At 52.1% G+C, this 26,374-nt stretch carries 27 protein-coding genes and 1 pseudogene; 16 read left to right on the top strand and 12 right to left on the bottom strand.

Going from position 1 to position 26,374, the window contains the following annotated elements; translation table 11 throughout:
* Nucleotides 1–27: 27 nt before the first annotated feature.
* The 10 genes and pseudogenes from ACSFXJ_RS18170 to ACSFXJ_RS18125 all read left to right on the top strand — a co-directional run bounded on the left by ACSFXJ_RS18170 (nt 28) and on the right by ACSFXJ_RS18125 (nt 9,659).
* Complete coding sequence (locus ACSFXJ_RS18170) at nt 28–1,137, top strand: HD-GYP domain-containing protein (RefSeq protein ID WP_435921826.1); 1,110 nt, start codon at nt 28–30, stop codon at nt 1,135–1,137.
* 87 nt (nt 1,138–1,224) lie between these two features.
* The gene (gene yfkAB, locus ACSFXJ_RS18165) at nt 1,225–2,376 is read left to right on the top strand and encodes a radical SAM/CxCxxxxC motif protein YfkAB (protein ID WP_435921825.1); all 1,152 of its coding nucleotides are present in this window, start codon (nt 1,225–1,227) and stop codon (nt 2,374–2,376) included.
* Between the two features lie 16 nt (nt 2,377–2,392).
* Entirely contained in the window at nt 2,393–3,766 is a 1,374-nt protein-coding gene (locus tag ACSFXJ_RS18160; RefSeq protein ID WP_435921824.1) for a hemolysin family protein, read from the top strand.
* Nucleotides 3,767–4,273: 507 nt separating this feature from the next.
* The gene (locus ACSFXJ_RS18155) at nt 4,274–4,492 is read left to right on the top strand and encodes a spore coat associated protein CotJA (protein ID WP_435921823.1); all 219 of its coding nucleotides are present in this window, start codon (nt 4,274–4,276) and stop codon (nt 4,490–4,492) included.
* A gap of 4 nt (nt 4,493–4,496) precedes the next feature.
* The gene (locus ACSFXJ_RS18150) at nt 4,497–4,772 is read left to right on the top strand and encodes a spore coat protein CotJB (RefSeq protein WP_435921822.1); all 276 of its coding nucleotides are present in this window, start codon (nt 4,497–4,499) and stop codon (nt 4,770–4,772) included.
* An 86-nt stretch (nt 4,773–4,858) separates the two neighbouring features.
* Complete coding sequence (locus ACSFXJ_RS18145) at nt 4,859–5,428, top strand: manganese catalase family protein (RefSeq protein ID WP_435921821.1); 570 nt, start codon at nt 4,859–4,861, stop codon at nt 5,426–5,428.
* 64 nt (nt 5,429–5,492) lie between these two features.
* Nucleotides 5,493–5,690 carry a hypothetical protein gene (locus tag ACSFXJ_RS18140; RefSeq protein WP_435921820.1) on the top strand — a complete coding sequence of 66 codons (198 nt, stop codon included), beginning with the start codon at nt 5,493–5,495 and terminating at the stop codon, nt 5,688–5,690.
* 164 nt (nt 5,691–5,854) lie between these two features.
* On the top strand, nt 5,855–6,673 hold the full coding sequence (gene thiD / locus ACSFXJ_RS18135; RefSeq protein ID WP_435921819.1) for a bifunctional hydroxymethylpyrimidine kinase/phosphomethylpyrimidine kinase: 819 nt from the start codon (nt 5,855–5,857) through the stop codon (nt 6,671–6,673).
* A gap of 345 nt (nt 6,674–7,018) precedes the next feature.
* A pseudogene (locus tag ACSFXJ_RS18130) lies at nt 7,019–8,845 on the top strand (APC family permease).
* 103 nt (nt 8,846–8,948) lie between these two features.
* Complete coding sequence (locus ACSFXJ_RS18125; protein ID WP_435921818.1) at nt 8,949–9,659, top strand: HAD family hydrolase; 711 nt, start codon at nt 8,949–8,951, stop codon at nt 9,657–9,659.
* A gap of 42 nt (nt 9,660–9,701) precedes the next feature.
* Here the strand turns inward: ACSFXJ_RS18125 and ACSFXJ_RS18120 are convergent, their stop codons facing one another.
* From ACSFXJ_RS18120 to ACSFXJ_RS18095, 6 genes are read right to left on the bottom strand one after another with little or no spacing between them, the layout of a single operon-like run.
* Entirely contained in the window at nt 9,702–10,808 is a 1,107-nt protein-coding gene (locus tag ACSFXJ_RS18120; RefSeq protein WP_435921817.1) for a YheC/YheD family protein, read from the bottom strand.
* 18 nt (nt 10,809–10,826) lie between these two features.
* On the bottom strand, nt 10,827–11,306 hold the full coding sequence (locus ACSFXJ_RS18115; RefSeq protein WP_435921816.1) for a GNAT family N-acetyltransferase: 480 nt from the start codon (nt 11,304–11,306) through the stop codon (nt 10,827–10,829).
* Nucleotides 11,307–11,330: 24 nt separating this feature from the next.
* On the bottom strand, nt 11,331–12,446 hold the full coding sequence (locus ACSFXJ_RS18110) for a YheC/YheD family protein (protein ID WP_435921815.1): 1,116 nt from the start codon (nt 12,444–12,446) through the stop codon (nt 11,331–11,333).
* Nucleotides 12,446–13,819, bottom strand: coding sequence for a YheC/YheD family protein (locus ACSFXJ_RS18105; protein WP_435921814.1), 1,374 nt, complete (start codon nt 13,817–13,819; stop codon nt 12,446–12,448). Before ACSFXJ_RS18105 ends, ACSFXJ_RS18110 begins: the two co-directional genes overlap by 1 nt.
* Before the next feature lie 36 nt (nt 13,820–13,855).
* Entirely contained in the window at nt 13,856–14,974 is a 1,119-nt protein-coding gene (locus ACSFXJ_RS18100; RefSeq protein WP_435921813.1) for a YheC/YheD family protein, read from the bottom strand.
* Between the two features lie 10 nt (nt 14,975–14,984).
* The gene (locus tag ACSFXJ_RS18095) at nt 14,985–16,352 is read right to left on the bottom strand and encodes a YheC/YheD family protein (RefSeq protein WP_435921812.1); all 1,368 of its coding nucleotides are present in this window, start codon (nt 16,350–16,352) and stop codon (nt 14,985–14,987) included.
* 206 nt (nt 16,353–16,558) lie between these two features.
* On the opposite strand from ACSFXJ_RS18095, the gene ACSFXJ_RS18090 reads away from it, so the two are divergent.
* The 5 genes from ACSFXJ_RS18090 to ACSFXJ_RS18070 all read left to right on the top strand — a co-directional run bounded on the left by ACSFXJ_RS18090 (nt 16,559) and on the right by ACSFXJ_RS18070 (nt 21,500).
* Nucleotides 16,559–17,722 (top strand): DUF445 family protein, encoded by a 1,164-nt coding sequence (locus ACSFXJ_RS18090; protein ID WP_435921811.1) that lies wholly within the window; start codon nt 16,559–16,561, stop codon nt 17,720–17,722.
* Nucleotides 17,723–17,748: 26 nt separating this feature from the next.
* Entirely contained in the window at nt 17,749–18,093 is a 345-nt protein-coding gene (locus ACSFXJ_RS18085; protein ID WP_435921810.1) for a YlbF family regulator, read from the top strand.
* Between the two features lie 373 nt (nt 18,094–18,466).
* Nucleotides 18,467–18,760: a hypothetical protein gene (locus ACSFXJ_RS18080; protein WP_435921809.1), complete on the top strand. Its 294-nt coding sequence runs from the start codon at nt 18,467–18,469 to the stop codon at nt 18,758–18,760.
* 206 nt (nt 18,761–18,966) lie between these two features.
* Nucleotides 18,967–20,412 (top strand): protoporphyrinogen oxidase, encoded by a 1,446-nt coding sequence (hemG, locus tag ACSFXJ_RS18075; RefSeq protein WP_435921808.1) that lies wholly within the window; start codon nt 18,967–18,969, stop codon nt 20,410–20,412.
* Nucleotides 20,409–21,500, top strand: coding sequence for a TIGR04053 family radical SAM/SPASM domain-containing protein (locus ACSFXJ_RS18070; protein WP_435921807.1), 1,092 nt, complete (start codon nt 20,409–20,411; stop codon nt 21,498–21,500). Before hemG ends, ACSFXJ_RS18070 begins: the two co-directional genes overlap by 4 nt.
* A 64-nt stretch (nt 21,501–21,564) precedes the next feature.
* On the opposite strand, the gene ACSFXJ_RS18065 is transcribed toward ACSFXJ_RS18070, so the two are convergent.
* The 3 genes from ACSFXJ_RS18065 to ACSFXJ_RS18055 form a co-directional block, all read right to left on the bottom strand.
* A complete protein-coding gene (locus tag ACSFXJ_RS18065; RefSeq protein ID WP_435921806.1) occupies nt 21,565–22,173 on the bottom strand; it encodes a YhcN/YlaJ family sporulation lipoprotein in 609 nt (202 codons plus the stop codon).
* Nucleotides 22,174–22,309: 136 nt separating this feature from the next.
* Nucleotides 22,310–22,885, bottom strand: a complete 576-nt coding sequence (locus ACSFXJ_RS18060; protein WP_435921805.1) for a DUF2249 domain-containing protein — start codon at nt 22,883–22,885, stop codon at nt 22,310–22,312.
* Between the two features lie 19 nt (nt 22,886–22,904).
* Complete coding sequence (locus ACSFXJ_RS18055) at nt 22,905–23,141, bottom strand: DUF2249 domain-containing protein (RefSeq protein ID WP_435921804.1); 237 nt, start codon at nt 23,139–23,141, stop codon at nt 22,905–22,907.
* Between the two features lie 533 nt (nt 23,142–23,674).
* On the opposite strand from ACSFXJ_RS18055, the gene ACSFXJ_RS18050 reads away from it, so the two are divergent.
* Complete coding sequence (locus ACSFXJ_RS18050) at nt 23,675–25,009, top strand: DRTGG domain-containing protein (protein WP_435921803.1); 1,335 nt, start codon at nt 23,675–23,677, stop codon at nt 25,007–25,009.
* Nucleotides 25,010–25,011: 2 nt separating this feature from the next.
* Here the strand turns inward: ACSFXJ_RS18050 and ACSFXJ_RS18045 are convergent, their stop codons facing one another.
* The 3 genes from ACSFXJ_RS18045 to ACSFXJ_RS18035 form a co-directional block, all read right to left on the bottom strand.
* Nucleotides 25,012–25,326: a YtpI family protein gene (locus ACSFXJ_RS18045; protein ID WP_435921802.1), complete on the bottom strand. Its 315-nt coding sequence runs from the start codon at nt 25,324–25,326 to the stop codon at nt 25,012–25,014.
* A gap of 72 nt (nt 25,327–25,398) precedes the next feature.
* A complete protein-coding gene (locus ACSFXJ_RS18040; RefSeq protein ID WP_435921801.1) occupies nt 25,399–25,905 on the bottom strand; it encodes a hypothetical protein in 507 nt (168 codons plus the stop codon).
* Nucleotides 25,902–26,231, bottom strand: a complete 330-nt coding sequence (locus tag ACSFXJ_RS18035) for a YtrH family sporulation protein (protein ID WP_435921800.1) — start codon at nt 26,229–26,231, stop codon at nt 25,902–25,904. Before ACSFXJ_RS18035 ends, ACSFXJ_RS18040 begins: the two co-directional genes overlap by 4 nt.
* Nucleotides 26,232–26,374: the final 143 nt, after the last annotated feature.

Raw genomic sequence — 26,374 nt, 5'->3', positions numbered from 1 at the left:
ACACCTTAGAGACGGAAGTGGTTTTGATTGCGCCTGATACCAGTGACTTCTTTACAGCCTGGAATGAAACTAGGTAAAAAGATATACAATGAAAATGGAATCATCCTCTTGTCGGAAAACGCGGAGCTGAGCGAGGCCGTAATCCGGCGCTTGCTTGCGCATGGCATGGATTATATTTATATTTCCGATCCGAGAACCGATGATGTCGTCATTCAGGACATGATTGAGGACGAGACCCGCCGAAAGGCGCTCCAGGAAATACGGACCAGTTATCAGAAGCTGACGGAGTCCGCCGTGAAAGGGGTCGTTTATCCGCATCTGGGGAAAAACTTCACCAGTCTGGTCGAGTCGATTATCGGGGATCTGAGTGCGCGCGAAGACGTCATGATCATGATGATGAACATCAACAGCATGGATCATTATTTGTACCGGCATTCGCTGAATGTTTGCGTCTATACGCTCTTTCTCGGACAGCTTTACGGTTACAGCAAGGAAGAACTGACGGTGCTCGGGCTGGGAGCAATGCTTCATGACATAGGAAAAACAAAGCTGCCGATCGAATTGCTGAACAAGCCTTCCCAGCTGAGCGACGAGGAGTTCAGCCAAATTAAGCAGCATACCTTGTACGGTTTTCAAACGCTCAAGGATGAACCCGGAATCCCGTTGAAGGCGGCGCATTGCGCGTTTCAGCATCATGAACGGATTAACGGAACCGGTTATCCGCGGGGGCTCAAAGGAGACGAAATCTCTGAATTCGCTCGTTGGATCGCGATCGCAGATGCCTATGACGCCATGACGACACACCGGGTCTACCGGCCTGCCATGCTGCCGCATCAGGCGCTGGAGGTGTTGTACACCGGCTGCGGGGAATGGTATGAAAAATCGAAGCTGGAATTGTTCCGCGACCATGTAGCGATCTATCCGCTGGGTATGACCGTGAAGTTGAGTACGGGCGAAGAGGGCGTGGTTGCCAAAATTCATAAGGATATTCCCCAGCGCCCGGTCATCCGCGTTTTGACGGATCCTTCAGGCGTGGAATTGAAGGATCCTTACGATCTTGACTTGAGCAATCAATTGTCGGTGGTTATTACGAAAGTGAACGGAATTGAGCCTAGAATTGAAGCGCCGGTCTCCTAAAAGGAGTGCCCCTCGTGACGGGATTCTGCACCTTGAGGTGCATTTTTCTCTTTTTTAGGTTAATAAAAGAAATAAGGTGAGTAAAAAATGAGTATAGAGAACAATTATAATATAGGCGGAAGCTTGACGATGACTCCGGCGATAACCCCTGAAAACGATCCTTGGGACCCGATTTTGTCGCTTAGGGAGTTCGGGCGGCATGAGCTGACGAGCGTGGAAATGACCGTGACCAACCTTTGCAATATGCGCTGCGAGCATTGCGCGGTTGGCGACAGTCTTGTCCTTAAAGAGCCGGACATGATCCCGCTATCCTTGATGCTGGAGTCGCTGGATCGGGTGGAGCATTTGCGCACGATCAGCATTACCGGAGGAGAGCCGACCTTCCGGAAGCAAACCGTGGATGAAGTGATCGTTCCGCTGCTGAAATATGCCCGGTCACGAGGAATTCGCTCGCAGATCAATTCCAATTTGACCCTGGATTACGAACGGTACGAGAAACTGCTTCCTTATTTGGATGTCATGCATATTTCGTTCAATTATACGAGCGAACGGGATTTTCACGAAGTAGGCTTCGCGCGAAGCGGCCACCCGGTGCCTGCGGATGCGGCATACCGGATGTATTTCAAAATGATAGAAAATACGCGCAAATTAAGCGAAGCCGGGATGTTTATTTCGGCGGAATCGATGATTAATTACCGGACGCATGAAAAATTACCGGAAATTCATCGTCTGATTCGCGAAATGGGCTGTCTTCGGCATGAAGTGCACCCGATGTACGCGGCCGATTTTGCGGAAGGATTGCCTGTTCTGTCATTGAAGGATATGCGGACCGCGATCCACTCGCTGCTTGACGCCCGGGATCCGGAGTTGTGGATGTTGTTCGGCACGCTTCCTTTTTTCGCCTGCAACGACAACCGCGAGGATGCGGAGCTGCTATGGCGTTTGCGCCGGGAGCCGAACGTGACGGTACGAAACGATCCGGACGGAAGAAACCGCGTCAACGTCAACATGTTTACCGGGGATGTCTATGTGACCGACTTTGCGGCTATTCCCGCGTTCGGAAACATTCATGACCGCTCGCTGGACGATATTTTTGCCGACTGGCGGGATAACCACCCCCTGAACCGTAAAGTAAACTGCCACTGTGACGCGGCGGGCTGCTGCGGGCCGAATCTGCTTGTTGCGGATATGTACTACAAAACAACCGACTTCAAATCCCGTAAAGCGATCACATTATAGAAAGAAGGCATACTGCATGCATTACGCCATCGTTAACGGTCATACCGACTTTGAATTCGGCAAGCTGGCATTAAATTTGATTTTTGTATTTATCCTTGTTTTTATGAACGGGTTTTTCGTGGCCGCGGAGTTTTCGCTGGTCAAAGTCAGGCAGTCCCGGCTCACCCAATTAGTCGCTGAAGGCAATAAACGCGCCGTTTACGCACTGAAAGTCAATAAAAAACTGGACGCTTACCTGTCGGCCACCCAGTTAGGGATTACGCTGGCTTCCCTGGGGCTCGGTTGGGTCGGGGAGCCGGCCATTTCCGAGCTTCTGGTCGAGCCGCTAATGTACAGGATGGGCATTACCGACCCTACGCTTATAACGACGGTTTCGGTAGCGATCGGGTTTGCGATCATTACGTTTTTACATATCGTTATCGGCGAGCTTGCCCCTAAATCGCTGGCCATCCAGAAATCGGAGTCGGCATCGCTTTGGCTTTCCGCACCGCTGCTGTTTTTCTACAAGCTGTTTTTGCCCGTCATCTGGCTGCTGAATACGGCGGCAAACTCCATGCTTCGCCTGATCGGCATCCAGCCGGCCGGAGAAGGGGAGGCGGCTCACTCCGAGGAAGAAATCCGGATCCTGATGAATCAGAGCGCCAAAAGCGGGGTCATCGATAAAGATGAAATGAAGCTGATGGACAATATTTTCGATTTTTCGGACATGCTGGCGCGAGAAGTGATGCTTCCCCGCACCGACATGCACTGCTTGTACACGAATCTGACCTGGGAAGAGAATATGAAAATCGTTGCCGGCTCTAAGCATTCGCGCTATCCGGTAGCGGTGGAGGACAAGGACCAGATCATCGGTTTCGTCCACATTACCGACCTGCTGTTGCCGGAATCCGGACGTTCGCTGAATTTGGCGGATATGGTTCGTCCTATTTTGAATGTGCCGGAATCGATGGAAGTTAGCCAGGTGCTCCGGTTGATGCAAAAGAGACATTCCCAGCTCACTCTTGTTGTCGACGAATACGGCGGTACCGCCGGTTTGTTGACCGTGGAAGACATTGTGGAAGAAATCGTCGGCGACCTGCATGACGAGCTTGAAGATGAGCGTCCGGAGGTCGAAATCATTGGAGAAGGCGTCTATTCCGTCGACGGGCGCATGCTTTTGGAAGACGTCAATGACCTGGTAGGCATCGACATCGAGGACCATGAGGTCGATTCCATCGGAGGCTGGCTGTTTAAGGAGCTTGACGGGGCGCCGGCCAAGGGCAAAAAGAAAGAGGTCGGCAATGTGACCATCGAGGTTGCCGAATCCGGCCGGTTGAGGATCACGCGCGTTAAAATCACGAAGCATAAAGCCAAGGAGCCAGCTCAGCAAGAGTTTGAGCCGGGCGAATAGAAAATGGAAGTCAGGCCTTGATCTTGAGAGGCCTGACTTTTTTGATTTGTTGCGATATAGGAAGTCGGATGCTTGGAGGATACCTTTTGCGGACAATTGTAGCTGAAATATCATACACAATTTGTGCTTTTCCTTGATTTCGGGCAATTCTGTATGAAATTTCATATAGAATCGGCGATTTGTCCGGTTTTGGGGCGGATATGGTCGTTTTTTCAACCTCGTAATTTCTCACCAGGCACTCTGCAGCTCCAAACCAATCCCAAATCTGCAAACCAATTTAAATCGTGTAAATCGCTTTAGTTAAAAAGACATCGCCATGGACACCGTAAGTTGTTTTTCTCATAGGCAAGATATGTTCCCGGTAAGACAACCACCGTGTTTTTTTTCCAAACTTTGCGGATTTCCGGTTCAAAAAATAGGCATTCATCATATGTTAGTGATGAGGATGCCCAGGGACTTCGACGTCCCGCGGGCGGAAACGGAATATCCGCAAAGGAGGAACCAGGTTTGAATTTTCCCAATGAGCATGCCTATGCTCCCTTCGTCGGCCCCTTTGATCCATGCCCTCCCATCACCTGCAAAACTTACAGTACGGGACCCCAATTATATATCTGCTTTCAACCGCCCAATTTGCCGCAGTTCAGTCCGGAAGAAGCCTTGAGACACGGGACGCTTTGGCCCGCTTTGTTCAGTCCGTATGAATCCAAATGGGGTAAAGGACGGTGATAACATGAGTTCGGCATCCAATCCGCATTGCGATCCGGAGTTTTACGCGATGCTGGAAAAACTGCAGGCATTGGATTTCGTGCTGGTGGAACTGAATTTGTACCTTGACACCCATCCGGACGATCTGGCCGCGATCCAGCAGTTTAATCAATTAACGGTGGAACGTACGCAACTGGCGAACCACTTTCAACAGCTCTATGGCCCGCTGCAAAACTTTGGACGCTCTTTATCCAAATATCCATGGGAATGGTCTCAGGTCCCGTGGCCATGGCAGGTATAAATTACCTGCCTGACTTTTTTGGTGCGTGATGCAATTGCAATTTCCCCGTTCTGCTTACAAGTACGCAAAGGAGGTAATACGAATCCATGTGGATTTATGAGAAAAAATTGCAATACCCGGTTCGGGTCGGCAAATGCGATGTTCGCATGGCCAAACTGCTGATCGAGCAGTATGGGGGCGCCGACGGAGAACTGGCCGCCGCCCTGCGTTATTTGAATCAGAGATACACGATTCCCGACAAGGTGATCGGTCTTCTCAACGATATCGGCACGGAAGAATTCGCGCATCTCGAAATGATCGCGACGATGGTCTACAAACTGACCAAAGACGCGACGCCGGAGATGCTGAAGGCCGCCGGGATGGACCCGTATTACGTGAACCACGATAGGGCGCTGTTCTACGAGAACGCGGCTGGCGTTCCTTGGACCGCCACATACATCCAGGCCAAAGGCGACCCGATCGCCGATCTGTACGAGGATATCGCAGCCGAGGAAAAGGCGCGGGCTACATATCAATGGTTGATCGATATGACGGATGATGTGGATATCCAGGACAGCCTCAAGTTCCTGCGGGAGCGCGAAATCGTCCATTCGCTGCGCTTCCGGGAAGCGGTGGAAATTTTGAAGGACGACCGGCAGCAGAAGAAAGTGTTTTAACGGAAATAGGGAAAAAGAAATAGCTCTTATACTCGTGAATCCATAAAATATTGAAGGTGATACGATGTCGAAGTCGAAACGGGGAAAAGCGCTCTGGAACCTTCCCACCAGGGGCCGGGGAACATGCCCGGTTTGCCAAAGCACGCGGATCAAGCTCCTCTATACGAAAACGAACAGTGCCGGTCAGCAGCTCAAAGTATGCAAGAAATGTTTTAATGCGTCCCAGGAAAGAATAGATGCGGCAAATCAAAAAGTGGTTTGAAAATATGCAAATTACAAAGGAGTGAAACGGCGATGCAGGCCGCTTCACTCTTTTTTATTCCGGGTCAAATATTTCACTGATTTTCTGAAAATAATGCTACAATAGATGCTATGGAAAATTCATTGGACCATATCATTTAGTTTCTCGTAAAGGAGTGCAGCATCATGTCAACAAGCATACTCAAAACATTGACCATTGCCGGCAGCGATTCCAGCGGCGGAGCGGGGATTCAGGCGGACCTGAAAACGTTTGAAGAATACGGTACCTACGGGCTCAGCGCCTTGACGTGCATCGTAACGATGGATCCGGACCGCGGCTGGCATCATAGCGTATATCCGATGGATGCCGAACTGGTTGCTGAACAGCTGAAAACCGTCTTTGCCGGCGGGCCTGTCCACGCGATGAAAACCGGGATGCTGGGCAGCGTGGCGATTATCGAAGTCGCTGAAAAATACATTAAGCAGCACGGCCAAAACAACGTGGTCATCGATCCGGTTATGGTGTGCAAAGGCGAGGATGAAGTGCTGAATCCCGATAGCGCGGACGCGATCCGCGATTTGCTGGTGCCGCTCGCCACGGTCGTTACGCCGAACCTGTTCGAAGCGGGCGTGTTGTCGGGACTTGGCCGTCTCACGACGGTGGAGCAGATGAAGGAAGCCGCAAAGGTCATTCACGGCCGCGGCGCGAAGAATGTCGTCATTAAAGGCGGCAAGGCGCTCGAGGGCGAAAAGGCCATCGACCTGTTCTATGACGGGGAGGAATTCCTGGTGCTTGAGTCGGAAAAAATCGAACCGGCCCACAACCACGGAGCGGGCTGCACGTTTGCGGCCGCGGTAACCGGCGGGCTGGCTAACGGGTTGTCCGTGAAAGAAGCGGTAATCAAAGCCAAAAATTTCGTTACGGCTGCCATTCGTTCGGGATATCCGTTTAACGAGTATGTCGGTCCGGTATTCCATGCGGGCTATCGTTTGAACGGAGAATAAGCCGCGAAAAAAATGAAATTGTTCGAATAGTATTCACATTTACTTGACAGGCCATTCCGGCGGTAACCCCGCCGGAATGGCCTATTTATTGTGTTCGAGTATGCCAAATGTCAATCGGATAAGATAATGCGTGATAATGAATGAAAACGATGAAAGAAAGCGCTTAACGATTTCCAATCGAGGGTAAAGATCGTTAATTGCGTTTATTTCCAGGTTTTACAGGCAGAACGACCAGGAGTAGTATTCATTCTTGGATTTCATCTAGAATTGGCTTGGCTGTTAACCGCCATTCTTTTCGGATAACAAAAGCTTTTTATTACAAAAATAATCGTGGTGGTGATGGTTATGTTCCAATTCATCAAAAGAGTGCTCATCGGTCAGCCGTTAAAATCCAATGCGCTCGGGGAACAAAAACTGAACAAGACGAAAGCGTTGGCGATTCTTTCATCGGATGCCTTGTCTTCCGTCGCTTACGGACCGGAACAAATTTTGCTCGTTTTGATGACGATCGGCGCGGCTGCGTATTGGTATTCCATTCCGATCGCGGCGGGGATCCTGGTTCTGCTGCTGGCCTTGGTGTTGTCTTACAGGCAGGTCATTTTTGCTTATCCCCACGGCGGCGGGGCTTATGTGGTTTCAAAGGAAAACCTTGGCGTCAATGCCGGACTGCTTGCGGGCGGCGCCTTGCTTGTTGATTACATTTTGACCGTAGCTGTAAGCATTTCGGCAGGTACGGACGCCATCACCTCGGCATTTCCGTCCCTGCATCCATATAATGTGCTTATCGCCTGCATCCTGGTTGCCGTGATCACGATTTTGAATCTCCGCGGGATTACCGAATCGGCATCCATTCTGGCTTATCCGGTTTATTTATTCGTCCTTATCATTTTCATGATGATCGGTGCCGGCCTTTTTCAAATCATGACGGGGAAAGTTCCCGCAAATCTTCACGCCTCGATCGGGACCCCGGTAACCGGGCTGACTCTCTTTTTGCTCTTGCGGGCTTTCGCTTCCGGGAGTTCGGCTTTGACCGGCGTCGAGGCAATCTCCAACGCGATCCCGAACTTCAAGGATCCCGCTCCGAGAAATGCTTCCAAGACGCTGGCGGCGATGGGGATCCTGCTTGCGCTTCTGTTTGTGGGCATCGTTTATCTGGCTTAATACTACGGTATTTCGCCTAAGCCGGAGGAAACGGTCGTGTCCCAAATCGCTTCGGCAACGTTCGGACGAAATTTTATGTACTATGCGATTCAGGGAATTACCGCGATGATTTTGGTGCTGGCCGCAAATACGGGGTACTCCGCATTCCCGTTGCTGGCGGTGAATCTGGCAAAGGACAAATACATTGCCCGGATGTTTACCGTCCGTGGAGACCGCCTGGGGTATTCGAACGGAATTCTGTTCCTGGCCGTGGCTTCGATCATTTTGATCATCGTATTCAAAGGACAGACGGAGCATCTGATTCCGCTTTATGCGGTCGGGGTCTTCATTCCTTTTACGCTGGCGCAGACCGGCATGCTGGTGAAGTGGCTCCGGGAAAAGCCGGAAGGCTGGGGGATCAAATTAACGATTAATGCGGTAGGGGCGTTAATCAGCTTCACGGTTATGATGATTTTCTTCATAACGAAATTTCCCCAAGTTTGGCCGGCGCTCATTTTTTTACCGGCGATCGTGTATATCTTCCATAACATCCATCGTCATTATGTAGCTGTAGGGGATCAACTGAGAATTACGACGTGCGAACCGGCCGTGCCCATCGAAGGAAACGTTATGGTCATTCCGGTGGCCGGAATTACGCATGTCGTGGAAAACACGCTGAATTATGCCAAATCGCTTGCACCGGATCAAATTATTGCGGTTTATGTTGCTTTTGAGAAAGAGACGGAGAAGCAATTCGAAGAAAAATGGAAGGAGTGGCATCCGGATATCCGGCTGGTAACGTTGTATTCCCAATACCGAAGCCTGGTTCAGCCGCTTACCAAGTTTCTCGACATCGTGGAACATAAGGCCAAGGAATCGAATTTCAGGGTGACTGTGTTAATACCCCAGTTCATTCCGAAGAAGCGTTGGCACAACGCTCTCCATAATCAGTCCAGCCTGCTGCTTAGAGCCTTTTTGCTGTATCGGAGGGATCTGATCGTAACGACGGTCCCATACCACTTGAAAAAATAAGCGGGTTCCCGAAAGACCGGGGTGGCGAAAACCCGAAACGGTTTACAACGGAATCGAATTTGCTTATCATGGGCATTAAATACAGAAAGAAAGGATGCGACGGATGGAGAGATTCCAGAGTAACCTGTCCAAACCCGAGGCGATGATCTTCGATATGGACGGAACGCTTTTCAAAACGGAAACGCTGCTGCTCCCGGCCTATCATCAGTTGTTTGACCGGCTTAGGGAGGAGAAGCTGTACGAGGGAGAGACGCCTCCGGAGGAATTGATGCTGAGTTGTCTGGGGATGCTGCTTGAGGACATTTGGAAAAAGGTGATTCCGGATTGCAGCGAGGCGGTTCACCGGCGAGCGGACGAATTGCTGTTGGAACTGGAACTGGAAGGACTTCAGAAATATGCCACCGAGCTGTATCCGGGCGTTAAGGAAACGCTGGAGAAACTAAAGGGGCGGGGAGTCCGGCTGTTTGTGGCCAGCAACGGATTGGAGCACTATGTCAAAGGAGTTGCCGAAGCGCACGGAATCGCATCCCTGTTCGAGGGCGTTTATAGCGCGGGCGAATTTTTGACCCCCTCCAAGGTCGATCTGGTAAAACTGCTGTTGGATCGCCATGGCGTTGCGAGCGCCTGGATGGTCGGGGATCGCTCATCCGATGTGGAGGCCGGCATAAAGAACGGACTTCAAGTCGTCGGTTGCGCCTACGCCGATTTCGGACAAGGTGCCGAGCTTGCCGGCTCCGATATTCTGATTACCCGGTTTAACGAATTGATCACGCTTTATGACCAATCCGTCATCGAAACCGAATTAAAGAGTTAACGGCTTTTTCTAATCCGATAATAACGAAGCCGCACCTCCTCATTATGATGGAGGGGCGGCTTCGTGTTTGTACATCCATACCGCGTATTCAAGCGGCTTGATGATCGCCCGCCGGTACGCGTCCAGATCTCCGGTTTGTATGAATACTTCGCGGGCAGGCTTTGGATTGACCTCCAGCACGTAGATCCGTCCGTTTCGCTCGATGGCCAGATCCAGAGCCAGTTCGCACAGAGCCCCATAGGAGGCTTCGAGATAGGCGGCGATCTCCAGGCTCAGTTTTTCGGCGTTGCGGCGAATCTCCGAACGTTTATCTTCGCTGGATGTCACTTGCCCGAGTAAGGCGTTCATCGAGACTGCTTTCCCTCCGCCGTGCAGATTGGAAGTCACGCTGCGGGGAGGACCGATTCTTCCGGCTCCGCCGGTAACCTCCCATTTGCCTTGGCCGTTCTTTTGTACGAGCATACGGTAATCGTGAACCCTACCGTTCGGCAGCTTGATTTGTATGCCTTGTTGGGCAACGAATCGGGTACTTCCTTTCCAGCCTGCCAAGAAAGCGCCCAAACGGGATTTGTGAATCTTTTGGGCGGGGATGATTTTCCGGTTTTGCCTTCGCCCTTGAATCAGGTACATATCCTTTTCCAGATGCTCTACCCGAAGGATTCCCCGTCCCCCGGTTCCGTTAATCGGCTTGACGTAGACGGCCGGGTATTTTTTCAATAGGCGGAAAACGTCTCCGCTGCTTTGAAACAACAGCGTTTCCGGCAAATGGGGGCGAAACGACGGTCTCCGGGATAGGGTTTGATAAACCGTCCATTTATCCCTCATCGGGCGATTCAGGAAGTTAAGATTTTTGTGCCGGATCCGGAATTTCTTGAGCTGCTCGAATCTTTTGCTGCGCTGGATCCTGCACCGGTCAAAAATCAGATGGGGAAAGTTTCGCCACTCCCGCGACCACTTTCTCCGTTTGGGATCATAGACCAGGGCATGAATTTTCCCCTTTTTTTCATACACATCCATCGGGGTAAACACATAAACGTCGAGCCCAAGGCCTTGGCCTTCCGCGATCATTCTTTGATAAATATGCCGTTCCTCGAGATGCTTTTTCTCATTCAAGTATAATGTCAAAATGCCCAAAACCGGCTGGGTCACCGATCATCACCTTCTTAGCTAGGAGTTGGCGAAAAAATGCTGCTCCGTCCGTTCCAGCTGCAATTCCGCCCGGCCGTTCGCCCCTTTGACAAGCCGACTTGCACGGAGCCCGGCGCGGAAGCACATTTGCAGGCAGGGAACATGGTCGGTCCGGACACTGAACGCCAGCCGGCCGAGTATGGAAAGCTGCCGGGCGAGCAGTTCGGAACCGAGACCTTTGCGTCGATAAAGCGGGTGGACGATCACCAGGCTGACGCCCCGCCCGTAATCGGTGACACAGGAAAGCCCGGCGACCCGTGGACCGTCCTCTGTTCGGAGCGTAGCAAAGAGAAGGGAGGAGCCCGGGAGAAGCAAATCCCGGGGCGATAGTTTCATCAGCGCACGATAAGTTCCGGAAGGAATCCTTTTACCGCCGTAGTTTTGCGTAAAAGCTAAGATTTCCGCTTTCTGCCGATTCCAGTCGGACTCGTCTTCCGGCCGCCAGGCCGTAATTTTCATGAATGTCACCACTTTCCATAAGGGCTATTGCTTGCCCTGCCTGTATAGATATTGGCTGAACTGAAAGATCCGTTCGAGCGATTTTTTGCGGATCTGCGGTTCATCGAATTTCATCGGCTTCGCATTGGCTTCAAAGAACCAAATTTTCCCTTCCGTGTCGATGCCGAGATCCATCGACATTTCGCCCAGCGTGTATTTGGAACCCTTCTCGATCTGTTTCGCGATCATAATGGCGTTCGTTTTGAGGCGGCCCAGCAAAAATTGGGTCATTTCCGGGCTAAACGCCGATTCGAGCATTTCTTCGGGGTCCTCTACGCTTCCGCCCTGCGGAACATGGGTCGTGATGCGTTTAAATCCGGCCAGCCGTGCGCCGACGCCGGTGACGGACCAGTTGCCTTTTCCCGTCTTTTGCACGAGGACGCGCAAATCGAAATGCCGATCCTTATAGGAGGCAAGCTTTATTCCTTCTTGCATGATATAAGGCGTCTTGCCGGTCTCGGCCTTGATCCGTTTCCATAACAGAAGCGGATTGTCGGTCTTGTATACGATATTTCTGCTGCGAACTCCCTGAAGGGTAAGCAGGAAAGGCTTTCTGTCTCCTTCGATATATTGAAGGGACATGATTCCCTTTCCGGCTTTTCCGCTTTCGGGCTTCAGATACAGATTGCCGTATTGCCGCAGCATGGCAAGGAGCGGACCGGAAGCGCGCATCCTTTTGGTGGCGGGAATAAGCTCCCGGGTAGCCCGGTTTTTTTTCAACCAGTCGAACAAGGTCCATTTATTGAAAAAAAACGGGTTGAACAGCAGGATGCTTTCATGAACGAGACATTCGTCGATTTTGCGGCGAACGGACGGCTTCCTCTCATCTTCACGCAAAGGGATTCGGTTGTAGATCACGTTTGGAGGAGGAAACCATTGTTTCTTCCACGATTTCTCCTCCGCGCTGTACAAAAAGCCGTGAATTTTTTTGGCGGACAGCTTCAAATCCTTGGCTGTGACCACATAGACCGGAAAATCCAACTCCTTGCCCGTTTTCACGATGTCCCGGAAGTTCTTCCGGTTACCGCGGAACTGCTTTAGTTCGTCCCCGACGGTGAGAATCGCTACGACGGGCTTTGGATCGCCCGCAAGCTGGTTCATCAGCTCTCCCTCCTCCGGAATTTGCTCAAGTAAAGGCAATGCTCGAGGATATGCTCCACCGAAGCTTTCCCTTCCGCGCGCAGCGAAGGATGTTTGAAAATCGACCTTCCCGGCTTGGCGTTTGCTTCGAACATCCATATTTTTTCATCCTTGTCGATGCCGATATCAAATCCGATTTCGCCGATCAGATGCTGATGATGGATTTCGATCGCTTCCGCGAGCGTAATGGCAACGCTTTTGGCGTGGTCGAGCACCTCATTCGCCCTGGCACCGAAAGCCCGGGCCAGCGCTTGCTCGGGGGTTAGCAGCGATCCGCCGTTCTTCAAATGGGTCGTAACGCTTCCCTTTCCGGCCTTCTTCGCTCCGATGCCGACGACGACCCATTGGTTCCGCCCGTTCTTGTGCATATGGAACCGGAAATCGATCGGGCAGCCGTCGATTTCGATCAGGCGGATGCCTTGCTGGGCTACATACCCCCGCAATTGACGGCCATGCCTGGCTTGCAGGGTTCGCATCAGGGCGGGGAAGGAGCCGAAGCGGAGCAGCGCGTTTTTGCCCCCGTTCCGGTATCTGGCGTAAAACCCGTTTTTGCCGATTTTGGCCAGCCGGTAAATCCCGTTTCCGAGACTGCCGCTGTTCGGCTTGTAGTATATGAGCGAATGCCGCTCGAGCAACTCCCTGATTTGCTCCGGAGTCGGGCTCATGACCGATTCCGGAACATACCGCCCGACCACGGGATCCTTCTCAAGCATCCGGTAAATATCGGATTTGTTAAAGAAGCTCCAGTTGAAAAACGGGATTTTCCGCCGGATAAAACGCTCGCGCAGCTGGGTGATGGACGACGTCGTTTCCGCCCGGCGGCTTGGCAGCCGGTTGTATACGACGTCCGGCAGCGGAACTTTTTTTCTTTCGAAATGTCCGGCCTCGTTCAGGAAATAACCGTTGACGGTCTCGTTATCCCAATGGATATCCCGAGGCGTAAAGGCAAAAATGTAGGATTGTTTGCTTCCCGATTTGAGAAGCTGCTTGATGAACCCGGTTCTGGAGCCGAACGGATTCGTCGCGGACGAAGTCGGTCCATCGGAAAGAACGCCGATCAGGGGGCCGATTTGGACTTCTCCATCCGCAAGGCTGCGAAGAAATACCCCGCCGGCCTTCGGAATTTTCATCTCCCTGCGGATACCCGAAGCAAGATAAATATGCTTCCCCGTCTTGTTGATTGTTTTCAGCGCGGCCGGAATGCGTTCTCCGCCAAATCTCAGGTTGACCGTTCTTTTACCCGACAGCTTCAAATTTTTCATCAATGAGCCGGACACGTAGACGACCCGCTGGGGCTGCTGCGTGAAATGGACGTTGCAAAAAGTCAAACTCATGAATTTATCCTCCTAAACAAAATCTTCCGTCCTCATTCAAGGTTTGCTCAGCAGCAAATAGCGCGCATAGAGAATCGGATTTTCAATCGCTTTCTTGGCGCTTAAAGGCTCTCCGATCCGAAAGAAGGAAGAGCGCCCGGGTTTTGAGTTGACCTCCAGCACCCATACTCCGCCTCTTCGGTCCACACCGAAGTCGATCCCGAGTTCGGCAAGCCGGCCGAAATGGGATTCCAGCGAGAAGGGAATCGTCATTGACAGTTCCCGGATCAGGTCATGGATCTTGCCGGCGGCATGCTCCCCGAATTCCCGAATAAGAAGAGGAAGCGCCCTGTACGCCCTTCCGCCGCCGTGAAGATTCGAGGTGAGCGCATGCTTCGGGCCTACCCTCGCCGCCATTCCGGTCAGCTCCCAGGCTCCTTTGTCATTTTTCTGCATCAGGACCCTGATGTCGAAAGGCTCGCCGGCGGTCGTATTCAAATCCAGATATGGCTGAATCAGGAATGGCCGCCCACCCGTAAACCTGTCGATCCATTCAAGTCCTTCCTTCCTTGTCTTAAACAGGTGCCGAATCACTTCATTTTGTCCGTCCCGCCCGGTTACCCTTAAGCGGTCCCGATCCTTGGATCGAGGGATTGAGACGTGCAAGGTATGCTTGCCGTGCGTGCCGTTCTGGGGCTTCAAGAAGGCATCTCCCGGGTGCGAGTCCAGCCAGAAGGACAATTGAGAAGGGGAGTCGTAAGTGGATGTTTCCGGCAAGTAAGAGGCGATGGCAGGGAATTTTTCAAGCGCCCGATACACCCGCCATTTGCCTGTCAGTCCCCGGGCCAAATACGCGAATGGACGGATTTGCGACAGCGCGGATAAAGCTCTGCGTTTTCGTTCCTGCTGTCGATGGTCACGGGCAAAGAACCGGTCATAGACGATGTCGGGAGGCGGAACCAACCTTTTTTTCCAAACTCCGTTTTCAATCATGAAGCCGAGGACGGACTCCCGGTCCGCACGTACGGAGGACGGACAGAACACGTAAACCGTCAGCCCCTGTTTGCTGCCGATAAGGCATAACTTGCGGCAAAAACCCGCCTCCGTAAACGCCGGGGCTTCCCCGGTTTCGGAAGTCAAAATGCCGATAATTCCTCCAGATCGCTTGCCAATCATCGTTACCTCCTCAAAAGCCGGACAAATATCGGGCATATTCAATCACTTGTCTGACCGAAGGCCGTATTTTTCCTCCTCCGATCGGGGTATTGTCGTTTTTCGACGGCTTGGAATTCACTTCAAGCAGCCAGACGCGCCCCGAGGCGTCCACCGCAAGATCGATGCCGAGTTCGCCGAAATGAGCGGGAATCCGGCTGTCCACGCCTTCGGCGATATCGAGAGCGGCCTTATGCAGGCGGGCAGCGACCTTGCTTTTCGCGTCCGCGGGGAGCGAGCTTCTCGCGACGGCTTCCTTGACCGTGCTCAGCGTTCCTCCTCTCGCCAGATTGGAGACGAAGTGATGGCTTCCTGCCGTTCTGGCCACGATGGAGGTGACATTCCATTTGCCGGTGCGGTTCTTTTGCACCAAGGCCCGGAAATCAACGGGCCTGCGGTCAACCTCGATGAGCGTCAGCCCTTGCTGGATCTGGTAGCGAGTGGCTTTCATCTTACCCGACAAGGCGGAGTACAGTTTGGTAAGACCCGGAAAGATTTGGCGTCGCATTCCGCCAACCTGGGCGGTCAAGGTTTGATAGGAGCCTCCTTCGGCACGGGAAATTCGGATAATCCCTTTGCCCAGACTTCCTTTGATCGGTTTCAAAAATACGACGTGATGTTTGGCGCACATTGTTTTTAGTGTAAGAAAATTGCGGAAGAGATGGGATTCCGGCAAGTACCTCGAAACTTTTGCATCATGGCCGAGAGCATCGAACACCTCGGTCTTGTCGAGAAATTTTTCGTTGAAAAAGTGGCTTCCGTACCGTGATTTTACTTCTTTCAGGAAATGCTGTACGCTAGGTTTGTTCTCCAGTTTGCGCGAGGTTAAGCGATTGTAGAAAACGTCCGCGGCCGGAACCTGGGTTTGCCTCCAACCGTCACCGTATACCCAGGCCGTCAAATTACCCGCGTCAGACCCGATATGATCCGGAGTAAAAAAATAAACATACACGCCTTGCTTTTGACAGGCATTTACAAGTTCTTTGCAGAACAGGGTGATCGCTCCGAAAGGCCGGTCGGGTGACCCCGGGAGGTCCTTGCTGATGAGCACGCCTACCAGGGGGCCGAGCTGCAAAGTGGTCGAATGGGGGCGAAACGTAAGCCGCAGTACGGAACGCGAGAATACGCCCATCTTGGCCGCAAGCTCCTCATTGATCCGGATTCCGTCGAACCTGGCCAAGGAGATGACCCTGACAGTTTGCCGTAACGATCCGAACACGAGCTGCATCGGATGATGGACGGGGATTTTCCATTGTTTGACCAGTTGTTCCCCGAGTACGATGTAGTCATTTTCCAGCAGGTTCGGACTCATGATTTGAATTTTTAATCTTTTGGAGGGCATGAAGCGGATCTCCTTCCAAGCTTGGGCTTTGATGTCTTGGTGCGTGTTCAAAAAGTCGGATTTCATCACGCCTTAATCGAAAGTTGACTTTTTGAACATCTTCTCTTGGTAATAAAAAAATGGTCATCTGCATAGCGCATGTAATGCATCATATGAAGGCGCGGAATTCTTGGTGATTAACCTATAAAGAAGGAGGTTAACAGAAGGTGGACGATTGGCTTTATGTATTGGTTAGCGTGGCGGTGGCCGCCTTCGTTGGCGGCATCACGAACCATTTTGCGATCAAAATGCTGTTTCATCCCAGAAACCCGATATATATCGGAAAGTTTCATGTGCCCTTCACACCCGGATTGATTCCCAAGCGGCGAGAGGACATCGCCGAGTCGCTCGGAAACGTCGTGGCGGACTATCTCGTAACCCCGGAAGGTATCCAGGAGCTTGTGCTGCGTCCTGCGTTCAAGAGCCAGGCCGAAAGCTACCTGCGCGGCCTTCTCGTTCGGGCGGGGGAAAGCCGGATGACGGTAAGGGAGCTCGCTTGCGCCGCTTTCGGCGAATCACGGTGGGACGAAGTCAAACAAACGCTTGCCGAGTCGGGAACAACGGCCGCCGAGCGGGGGATTCGGTATCTTTGGAACAACGGAGGATGGGGAGAACGGAGCCTGAAGGAAGTCGTACCCGGCTGGACGGAAGAAAACCGTAAGGCGTGGAGCGAAATGGCCGCAAATGCGCTTTTGACCGCAATAGAGGAGGAACTGCTGTCCGCGGAAGGACAACGGATGCTGAGCAAAATGGCGGCAGGCATGGTAGACAAGGCCGGCGGTTTCCTGGGGACGATGGCGGCCATCTTCGTTGATGAAGATAAGCTGGTCCGCAAGCTGACCCCGGCCCTCATTCAAGCTTTGCAAGGCGAGGCGGCACGCGCCAAGATCGAAAAGGCGGTGCAGAGCCGGATTGAGATGCTTGGCGAAAAGCCATTGGCTGAGCTCCTGGAACGGATGACGGGCCACGGCGCGGAGGAGTGGCTGTCCGGCAAAATCAAGGAGCTGCCGCTTTTGAAATGGATCGAATCCTGCGAACAGCTGCAGGTCTCGGGGTTGATCGCTCCTTGGATGCCCCGGGCGGAGCAGGCTTTGCCGGGCGTAACGGAACGCTTGCTGGACTGGATCGCGAAGGGTATTCCGGTCGCCATGCGGGCCATCCAATTGCCGAAGCTGGTGCAGGAACAGGTGCAAAAATTTCCGGTGGAACGTCTTGAGGAAGTGATCCTCAGCTTGTCGGGCAAAGAGTTCAGGGCGATCACTTGGCTCGGGGTCTTGCTTGGAGGGTTGATCGGTCTTTTCCAGTCATTGTTAATGTTGTTGACAAAATAAAATTATGGAAGCGGAGGATCATTTGAATGAATATTTACGATAAGGCGAATGAGTTGGCTAAAGCACTGAGAGAAAGCAAAGAAGTCGAAGAAATCAACGCAGCGATGAAGTTGGTGGATTCCGATCCGGAAAGCAAACGGATGATGGACGATTTCCGCACCCAGCAAAACGACCTCCAGCAGCGGATGATGGCAGGCGATATGCCGTCGCCCGAAGAAATGGAAAAGATGGAGAAACTGTTTGAGGTGCTCAGTCTCAACCTGAATATTCGCCGCCTGTTCGAAGCCGAGAGACGGCTCAGCGTCATTATCCAGGATGTCAACAAGATCATCACGGACAGCCTGCAGCATTTGTACGGAGCGCAAAACTAAGGGATGTTTAGGGCTGTCCATGGCGGCATGGTGGCAGCCCTTGATAGTTTTACGGTTACCACAGCGCTTATCTGCGCCATAACGTGGGATTTGCTAATCTAACGGTTTTGAGAGGCCTTATTTCATCAAAGATAAAGATTTTCCATGAATTGCAGGCAAATAAGCGCACCTGCATCCGTTAGAGAATGAAAACCGACCAATATGGCACGATAAGAGCTGCTGTAACCGTTAGCGAGAATCCGACTTACGGATGATGTCTCGTAGGAATAATAGTGTTCGTAGAAACAAACATTTTACTTTCTTGCTTCATATTATCCGGACAACCTTCATAGAATAGAAATATAGATTTGAAGATGAAGGAGCTGCGGTAGATATGAAGACGGTGAAAAAGAAGAGCAAATTCAAACATGCGGTCTATTTGATTTTGGCCTTGGCGATGCTGATCTATGCACTGCCTCTGATTTCCTTTGATTCCGGCGAGATCTGGGTATCCGTATTCGGTGCGGTATGGGCCGCGTTCGCTTTTTTGGTGATCGGGGCTCATTTGCATTTCATTTTGGGCGTGAATGAAGAGAAGCAACGCGCGCTGGATGCCGTCCGCCGGGAGAAGGTACGGGAATGGCAAGCCAAATGGACCGGCGAAGGCAAGCAGGGACAAAGTCTATAAAAAGATACGGTGGGGAAACCGTCTGTGAAGCAGAGATGCTTTGCAGGCGGTTTTTCCATATCACCGACATCCGGCGATGGAAACCCATCAACACAATATCGCAAGTTTCGGGTTCCCGACGAATTTAAAGTGACTGCAATCATAAAATAAAGCTTCGAATCGGGATATGATTGCAGAAAATAACAAGCCCGAGGGGGTTCCATGACGTGATCAAGTCCGTTGCCGTGATCGGCGGAGGTATTTCCGGCTTAAGCGCGGCCTATTATGCTCGAAAGTTATTCCGCGAACGCGGAATGGAGGTTCAAATCACTCTCATCGAACGGAGTCAGCGGCTCGGCGGCAAAATTCAGACATTGCACCGGGACGGATTTACGATAGAACAGGGGCCGGATTCCTTCCTCGCCCGAAAAACCGCCGTACTCGACTTAACGAGAGAATTAGGTCTTGAAGATCAACTTACGGGTACGAACCCCGGTGCGAAAACCAATTATATTCTTCATAAAGGAAAACTGCATAAAATGCCCCCCGGCTTGATGCTCGGCATTCCGACGCAAATGTGGCCAATGGTGAAAACGGGGCTTCTGTCTCCGTTGGGCAAAGCAAGGGCGGCCATGGATCTGCTGCTGCCTGCCAAACGAGGAACCGCAGACGAGTCCCTCGGCGGGTACATTCGGCGGCGGCTCGGCAAGGAAGTGCTTGAGCATATGACCGAACCGCTGCTTGCCGGTATTTATGCCGGTGACACGGAGCAGCTAAGTTTACAGGCGACGTTTCCTCAATTTATGGAGATGGAGCGGGAGCACCGCAGCCTTATTTTGGGACTGCTGGCAAGCAAGAAGCGGAAACCGGACGCGAAACCAATGTCCGCTCCTTTGCCGGGCCCTGCGCGTACAAGTATGTTTCTCACTTTTAAAGGAGGGCTAGGCGTACTGACCGATGCATTATCCGAGTCGCTGCAAACGGAGAGAATGATTACGGGCAGCGACGTGACCGCTTTGGAAAAAAGCGTGAGCGTAGGCGGCGGCTACGAGCTGCAGCTTGATCACGGAGAGCGTCTGCAAGCTGACTTCGTCATCCTCGCAACACCGGCGTTTGCGGCCGCGGGGCTGCTTGGACATATTCCCGGTGCGGCGCATCTGGAGCAAATTCATTATGTTTCGGTCGCCAATGCGGCCTTTGCTTTCCGCAGGGAGGATGTGCCGGGGAGTCTTGACGGCTCGGGTTTTCTCATTCCCCGCAGCGAAGGGCGGCAGATGACCGCTTGTACCTGGACATCCTCGAAATGGCTGCACTCCGCGCCGGACGATAAGGTATTGCTCAGGACCTATATCGGCCGTTTGGGCAATCAAAGCTGGACCGAAATGCCGGCGGAAGAGCTGAAGCGGATCATTGCCGGCGAGCTGCGGGATCTGATGGGTATCACCGAAGAGCCTTTGTTTTGCGAATTGACGCAGCTTCCCCGGTCGATGCCTCAATACCCGGTCGGGCATATGACAAACCTGGAATATCTGCGTAAGCAGCTGGCGGAAGAGATGCCGGGGGTCGAGCTTTGCGGAGGCGGTTACGACGGCGTAGGTATCCCCGATTGCATACGTCAAGGAAAGCAGGCCGCCGAACGAATGCTGACAAAGATGACAGGGGTGCATGTATGATGGAATTCAATCCGTTTGCCGAAAGGGATTATAACGTGAATCCGTTCATCGTCATTTGGGAGGTTACGCGCGCTTGCGCGCTAAAATGCCTGCATTGCCGGGCGGAGGCGCAGTACCATCCCGATCCGCGCCAGTTGACGCTGGAGGAAGGGAAAAAGCTGATCGACGACATCGCCGGAATGGATCGTCCGTTGTTTGTGTTTACGGGAGGAGATCCGCTTATGCGGCCGGACTTGTTTGAGCTCGCGCGCTATGCGATCCATGATAAAGGATTGCCTGTCTCCATGACGCCGAGCGCGACGCCGAGAGTAACCTTAGGCGCGGTCAAACAGGCGAAGGAGGTCGGCTTGTCCCGGTGGGCATTCAGCTTGGACGGTTCCACGGCCGATATTCACGATCATTTTCGCGGTACACCCGGTTCGTTCAAGATGACGATGAAAGGGATCGAGTATTTGCAGGAGCTTGAAATCCCGATTCAGATCAACACGACCGTATCCCGTTACAACCTGGAGGATTTGCCGCAAATTGCGGATAAGGTAAAGGATATGGGGGCCGTGTTGTGGAGCGTCTTTTTCCTGGTGCCGACGGGAAGAGGCATGGTGCGCGACATGATCTCGCCGGAAGAGCATGAGAAGGTGATGAAGTGGCTGGCCCGTATGCAACGGGAAATGCCGTACGGGATCAAGGCGACGGAAGCTCCGCATTACCGCAGGGTGTTCATGCAGCAGAAGATGCTAGCCTCGGTGAGAGGCCAGGATAGGGAAACGGTGAAACGAGAGGACGTGCTCGGCCGCTCGCCAAAAGGGGTCAACGACGGTGACGGATTCGTCTTTATCAGTCACACCGGGGAAGTGTATCCGAGCGGATTTTTGCCGGTAAGCTGCGGAAATGTAAGACAAGCCCCGCTTTCCGAGATCTATCGGAACTCGCCGATACTTAAACAGCTCAGGGATAAGTCCTTGTTAAAAGGAAAATGCGGGAATTGCGAATTCAAGCAGCTTTGCGGCGGTTCCCGGGCCAGGGCGTATGCGGTAACCGGCGATTATCTGGAGAGCGATCCTTACTGCGCGTACGTCCCGAAAAGATAAATACGAAAGAACCTGACACCCGCCTGGACAGACGGTTTGACAGGTTCTTTTTTATCTTGCGGATTTATCGTTTAAAAGGGGCTGTCACTGTTTTGCCGATATCCCTTAAAATGGCCTTTACGTCATTCGAAAAGTGCTGGATTGGATGGCCTCCATTTACTTTGGTATTTAGATTCCTGATTCGTGCATGAAGCTTCTTGTCGCTCGTAACATGAACCCGGTAGCCCGGCTGATCCAGTGTGAGATGATGCCGCACATTCTCTTCGACGACTTTCGGATCTTTCCCTTTTTTTGCGTCTACACCAACCAATATATCTTGGTTACTGACCAAGACCGTCGCTTTGTCTACTCCGTCCATATGGGACACCCTGTCGGATAACTGCTTCGGTAACGCGCTCCGGGAGACGGGAGGCGTGCTGTACAAATGCTCCGTATTCTTTGCTTTTTGCTTCATGTTTGCGTTTTGTTTCGATTTTGCACTTGGTTTTGATTTTTCATTTTGCTTTGAATTTGCTTTGGGCTTCGATTTTTCGTTTTGCTTCGTCTTTGCATTTTGGGTTTTGTACTGGTTGGAGTTACTTGATTTATTCGCGTTGCACGCCGTGGCGGACAGAACTAAACTTAAGCATATTATCACGGTAAGGCAAATACGCGAAATATTTTTGGACAACATGATGTCGAACCTCCTTTTTGGCTATTGTGCCTGGGAGGGGAAAATATCATGCATTCGAAAACGACAAAAAACGAGCCTGCCGGATAATCTGCTTCAGGCTCGCTTTTTGCCGCGTATCTTACGCGAAGTTGAAGAGTTAATGTCGCGGACTGAACGTGACGACCCAGTGGTCGTCGGCCAACTGTCGGCAATCGCTCTCGTAACCTTTGGATTCAAGCATCGGAATGAGCGGTGCCGGCTTCATGATCGCGTGCAGGACGAAGGTTTCGTCGGGCCGTAGACTTTGGAACGTCTCCATAATGATGCTGAACGGCTCCTGTCCGGAACGAAGCTGCGGCCTTACATCGAGCTCAACGACCTGATCTTTCGAACGCCCGTCCTCCTTTGCTTGTTCAAGGTACCGGCTGGACGCGCCGCTCAAGGCCTTCATCCCGCCGTATAAAGCATAGAAAAAGGAATCGGGCGCATCGAGCGTAAAGGACAGGTATTGCTTCGGATCGATGCCGAGCATTTTTTCGAACAACAGGTTCGTATCATAGGCATAAAAGCAAAAGTGCGTGAATTGAAATTCCGGCATTTTTTCGGCAATGGCCAAAATTTCCTCCGCATACGTGCTTACGTTACTCTCCGCTTCCGCGATCATCGTCAAAGCGTCTTCCAGACCGACGGCGATTTTGATCGTTTTTTCATCAACAACCGTAATGGTTGCCATGGATATCGCCTCCGTCCTATTAAAGTTTGCCGATTTTGACTTGAAAGGTAGCCGGGCCTTGTTCGATGTATTCCCAAGTGAATTGCCCCGGGTGCATCGCTTCGAATTGAAACCGCAACGGCACGGGATCATGGTCGTTCACCAGCAGCATCGCTTCACCGGACTCCAGATCATTGTAAGCTGCAAAGATCGTTTTATGTTTTAATTGCGGCGGGTACTCGGTAGCATTTACGGTGGTTTTGAAAGTTTGACTCATAATGTAGTCCTCCTGATATTAAAATTGGATTGATTTGCGTTCATTATATCAAGGGGAGAAGCAACGATTGTGATACTAGTCACAAATAAAAAAAGACCCGCGGAATCCGGCTTGCCGGCTTCGCGAATCCGTCAATGTTGGAGTGACGGGTGTCACAAGAGACAAAATTTGTTCCGAACGGGAACCGGATTAGCCGGAAAGCTTCCCGTTATTTTATATAAAAAGGCGCAAAAGGCGAATTTAACGGGAAAACCTACGGTTATTTTCGCCTTTTAGCGTTAAAATCCGAGGATCGAGAGAATTAACGGGAGATTTTCCGGTTATTTGCTCACGTAGTTCGGTTAAGCAGGAAATAGCGGGAGGTTTTCCGGTTATTTTTAGCGGGGAATTCCGGGTCCTAATCCAAGGGCATTAAACTGGGGGAAAGTACTGAAATGAGAACTGCTTTGCTCACGGAATGTCCGCTTTTTTTTGCTTCCAAAAGGTGTATAATAGATACAGAATAGTACAGATTCGGATGGGAGGTATAACAGTTGCAAGGGCATGAGGAAAGTGTAACCAAGCACGAGCAGCTGCTTCAACATATCGAGGGTCTCAAAATCGGAACGAAAATTTCCGTCCGCAAATTGGCGAAAAGTCTCGGCGTGAGCGAAGGCACAGCATATAGGGCGGTAAAGGAAGCGGAAAACCTGGGGCTGGTCATTACCAAGGAACGGATCGGCACGGTTCGGGTCGAAAAGAAGCCGCGGGGCATTTCCGATCAGCTGACGTTCGGCGACGTGGTTGAGATCGTCGAGGGCCATGTGCTCGGCGGGGCGGACGGACTGGACAAGACGCTGCACAAGTATGTCATCGGCGCGATGAAAATCGACGCGATGGCCCGCTACATCGACGCAGGCAGCCTCCTTCTCGTCGGTAACCGCGAAAACGCCCATTCCCTGGCATTGGAACAGGGCGCGGGCGTGCTCATCACCGGCGGTTTCGGGACAAGCCGCGAGGTCAAAACGCTGGCGGACAGCCTATCGCTGCCGATAATCTCTTCCCGACACGATACGTTTACGGTCGCTTCCATGATCAATAGAGCGATTTTTGACAGGCTGATCAAAAAGAAAATCATGCTTGTGGAAGATATTGTGGTGCGTAAACCGAAAGTGAACATGCTTAAAGTAACAAGCAATATTTCGGATTTCGACCAGTTGTCGATCGAAACGGGCTATCAGCATTTTCCGGTCGTCGACGAATGGAACCGGGTCATCGGCATCGTAAGCCGCAAGGACGTGGAGGATTTGAGCGGGGACCAATCCATCGAGAAATGCCTGACGCGCCATCCGATTACGGTCGGCCTGCAGACCTCGCTTGCTTCCGCCGCGCAGATTATGGTGTGGGAAGGCATCGATTTCCTGCCCGTGGTCGACCGCAACCGCAAGCTGATCTCTTCGGTAACGCGCCGGGAGGTGTTGCAGGCGATGCGCGACGCGCGCAATCAGCCGCAGCTCGGCGAGACGTTCGAGCATCTGATGTGGAACGGATTCGCCGAGGAGCGGGACGAGGAAGGCCGATTGTTCTTTCACGGGGTAATCACGCCCCAGATGGCAACCGATCTCGGTACGATCTCCCACGGCGTGCTGACATCGCTAATGACCCAAGCCGGGCTGAGCGCGGCCAAGGATGCGAGCGGAGGAGATTACGTCGTGGACAACCTGACGACCTACTTCGTGCGCCCGGTGCAGATCGAGAACCCGGTCGTGATCACCCCGGTCGTGCTCGAGATGAGCCGCAGAGCCTGCAAGCTGGAGATCGTCATGACGTATCAGGACCACCTGGTTGCCAAAGCCGTCATGGCGTTGCAGTCGATCGACCACGCTTGACGCTATTGCAGCGTTTTACCGTCCGGCGTCTGGCGGGAGAAAATGCCGTGATTGCGGATGCCGGCAAAAATATTAAACGCGCCGAGCACCATGAACAGCGCGCCGATGACGACACGGATCGTGGAGCCGCTGAACATGAACATTTGGATGACCGCCAAAATGATGAGCATGAAGCCCATGCTGATGTTCATTTTAGCCTGTGCCAAACCGCGGGTCCGCGCATCCAGCGAGCGGCGCGATTTGATACTGAAGGTAATCGAGCAAATGCTGGACAAGATCAATCCGGCGTAAAGGACATATAACAAACCCTGAATCATAGATATGTTCACTGCTCCTTATATTCGCTAAATATTGGGTGTTTGTGATCTTTTTCATTGTATCATGAAAAATCAGCTCCGCACATAGGGCCGGACGTCGACCCATACCTGCAACACCCCTTCGCTGACGAGCATCGTTTTGATCTGGATCGCATACTCATTGTCCCGTACGGCATAGATTTTTTTGTTCAGCAGGATTCGGGCCATTTTTGCATCGGTATCGATCTCGAACATGCTTCTTCCGCGCAGCACCTCCAGTTCTTCGTGAAGCTGCCGCACCACTTCTTTGACCGCAAGCGAATCCAGCGGGGGATCGCGTTCCTCGACCCTGATCTTGATCTCTTTGATGACGGTGGAGCTTTTTTGATATTTTTTCAACGTCTTGTTGTCTTCCTCCGCTTGATAAAGCTGGATTTGCAAATCCTTGTTCTCGATCCACAGCTTGTTGTAGCTTGTCTGGTACACGACATTGAAGGCGATGCTGCCTGCGATCATGCCGAGCATGAATACGGCGGCCAACTGCATAAAACGCTTGAATCCCTTCAAAGTAGGCCGGTTCGGCAGGTTTCGTTCATTCATCCCCGGCTCCCTCCGCACATCCATCTCACCAGTTCGGAACCCATATGAGCCCCGAGAAAGGCAAACAGCAAATATAAAATTTGCTTGATGGCGGGCGAGAGGTTTCCGTCAAAAAAATTGCTCTCGATGACGCGCATCGGGTCGATCGTTCCGCCTACCGCGGCGGCAAGCGCCCATATTTTAATCCTTCCCGCGATATCCAGCATCGTCTGGGTCGGCGGCTGCAGCGAGACGATCGCTCCGAGCCCGCCTACCATCGCTCCCCCCACAACGATTCCGAACGCCACAAAAAAGTCCATGACCGCTTTCGTCAAAAAAGTGCTCATAACCGACCTTCCTCCCTTTTCCTCGCTTGCCTGTCCTTCTCCATACCATTCTATGGGCGTATTCGCACAATGTATGATAGAATAATTCAAAAGGGAACAAATGTTTTCAGTTTTGACTTTTGAACTACTTCAGGAGGAACGTA

This window comes from Paenibacillus salivarius (assembly GCF_051307165.1).
Lineage (GTDB): Bacteria > Bacillota > Bacilli > Paenibacillales > Paenibacillaceae > Fontibacillus.
Note: the sequence above shows the minus strand (reverse complement) of the source record. Positions and strands in the feature narration are given on the sequence as shown.

What these genes read in the sequence shown, in the direction of transcription:
- yfkAB (WP_435921825.1), top strand. Translation starts at nt 1,225, where the DNA reads ATGAGTATAGAGAACAATTATAATATAGGCGGAAGCTTGACGATGACT.
- ACSFXJ_RS18160 (WP_435921824.1), top strand. Translation starts at nt 2,393, where the DNA reads ATGCATTACGCCATCGTTAACGGTCATACCGACTTTGAATTCGGCAAG.
- ACSFXJ_RS18150 (WP_435921822.1), top strand. Translation starts at nt 4,497, where the DNA reads ATGAGTTCGGCATCCAATCCGCATTGCGATCCGGAGTTTTACGCGATG.
- ACSFXJ_RS18145 (WP_435921821.1), top strand. Translation starts at nt 4,859, where the DNA reads ATGTGGATTTATGAGAAAAAATTGCAATACCCGGTTCGGGTCGGCAAA.
- ACSFXJ_RS18140 (WP_435921820.1), top strand. Translation starts at nt 5,493, where the DNA reads ATGTCGAAGTCGAAACGGGGAAAAGCGCTCTGGAACCTTCCCACCAGG.
- thiD (WP_435921819.1), top strand. Translation starts at nt 5,855, where the DNA reads ATGTCAACAAGCATACTCAAAACATTGACCATTGCCGGCAGCGATTCC.
- ACSFXJ_RS18125 (WP_435921818.1), top strand. Translation starts at nt 8,949, where the DNA reads ATGGAGAGATTCCAGAGTAACCTGTCCAAACCCGAGGCGATGATCTTC.
- ACSFXJ_RS18115 (WP_435921816.1), bottom strand. Translation starts at nt 11,306, where the DNA reads ATGAAAATTACGGCCTGGCGGCCGGAAGACGAGTCCGACTGGAATCGG.
- ACSFXJ_RS18110 (WP_435921815.1), bottom strand. Translation starts at nt 12,446, where the DNA reads ATGAACCAGCTTGCGGGCGATCCAAAGCCCGTCGTAGCGATTCTCACC.
- ACSFXJ_RS18105 (WP_435921814.1), bottom strand. Translation starts at nt 13,819, where the DNA reads ATGAGTTTGACTTTTTGCAACGTCCATTTCACGCAGCAGCCCCAGCGG.
- ACSFXJ_RS18100 (WP_435921813.1), bottom strand. Translation starts at nt 14,974, where the DNA reads ATGATTGGCAAGCGATCTGGAGGAATTATCGGCATTTTGACTTCCGAA.
- ACSFXJ_RS18095 (WP_435921812.1), bottom strand. Translation starts at nt 16,352, where the DNA reads ATGCCCTCCAAAAGATTAAAAATTCAAATCATGAGTCCGAACCTGCTG.
- ACSFXJ_RS18085 (WP_435921810.1), top strand. Translation starts at nt 17,749, where the DNA reads ATGAATATTTACGATAAGGCGAATGAGTTGGCTAAAGCACTGAGAGAA.
- ACSFXJ_RS18080 (WP_435921809.1), top strand. Translation starts at nt 18,467, where the DNA reads ATGAAGACGGTGAAAAAGAAGAGCAAATTCAAACATGCGGTCTATTTG.
- ACSFXJ_RS18070 (WP_435921807.1), top strand. Translation starts at nt 20,409, where the DNA reads ATGATGGAATTCAATCCGTTTGCCGAAAGGGATTATAACGTGAATCCG.
- ACSFXJ_RS18065 (WP_435921806.1), bottom strand. Translation starts at nt 22,173, where the DNA reads ATGTTGTCCAAAAATATTTCGCGTATTTGCCTTACCGTGATAATATGC.
- ACSFXJ_RS18060 (WP_435921805.1), bottom strand. Translation starts at nt 22,885, where the DNA reads ATGGCAACCATTACGGTTGTTGATGAAAAAACGATCAAAATCGCCGTC.
- ACSFXJ_RS18055 (WP_435921804.1), bottom strand. Translation starts at nt 23,141, where the DNA reads ATGAGTCAAACTTTCAAAACCACCGTAAATGCTACCGAGTACCCGCCG.
- ACSFXJ_RS18045 (WP_435921802.1), bottom strand. Translation starts at nt 25,326, where the DNA reads ATGATTCAGGGTTTGTTATATGTCCTTTACGCCGGATTGATCTTGTCC.
- ACSFXJ_RS18040 (WP_435921801.1), bottom strand. Translation starts at nt 25,905, where the DNA reads ATGAATGAACGAAACCTGCCGAACCGGCCTACTTTGAAGGGATTCAAG.
- ACSFXJ_RS18035 (WP_435921800.1), bottom strand. Translation starts at nt 26,231, where the DNA reads ATGAGCACTTTTTTGACGAAAGCGGTCATGGACTTTTTTGTGGCGTTC.